The following is a 466-nucleotide window of genomic DNA, read 5'->3' as shown; positions in this document are numbered from 1 at the left end:
CTGCTCCACCACCCACCGTTTCGGCTGCGGGACGAAGCCCTTGCCCTGGTCGGCCGGGTTGCGGCGGACGACCTCGACGTCGATGTCCAGCAAAGCGCCGTGGATGATCACCTCGTCCTTGAAGCCCTGGTCCACCAGGGGCTTCTCCAGTCGCATCCCGCACCGCTCGTCGACCTTGTCGAGCAGGGCGGCGCCGGCGGCGTTGTCGGGGGCGGAGGCCGCCAGGACGACGACGCCGATGATCTGCCCCATGACCTGCCGGCCTGGTCGGCGGTGTGCTACTACTTCGGCTTGTGGCGCCAGGACGGGCTCGACCGGCGGATCCCGGAACTCCTGCGCTGCCAGGTACGGGAGAGGGCCCGCCGATTAGAGGACCCGTCCCTCGTGATCATCGACACCCAGTCCGTCCGTGCGGCCGCCGGTGTCCCGAAGACCACGACGGGGCTGGACGCGAACAAGAAGGTGT

At 69.1% G+C, this 466-nt stretch carries 1 pseudogene; it reads right to left on the bottom strand.

The features are described from left to right. A pseudogene (locus tag PUR56_RS43210) lies at positions 1 to 255 on the bottom strand (IS5/IS1182 family transposase); the annotation flags it as partial. Positions 256 to 466: the final 211 nt, after the last annotated feature.

The organism is Streptomyces sp. BE303 (genome assembly GCF_036290945.1).
GTDB lineage: Bacteria > Actinomycetota > Actinomycetes > Streptomycetales > Streptomycetaceae > Kitasatospora.
This window is presented reverse-complemented; position numbering and strand designations above follow the sequence as displayed.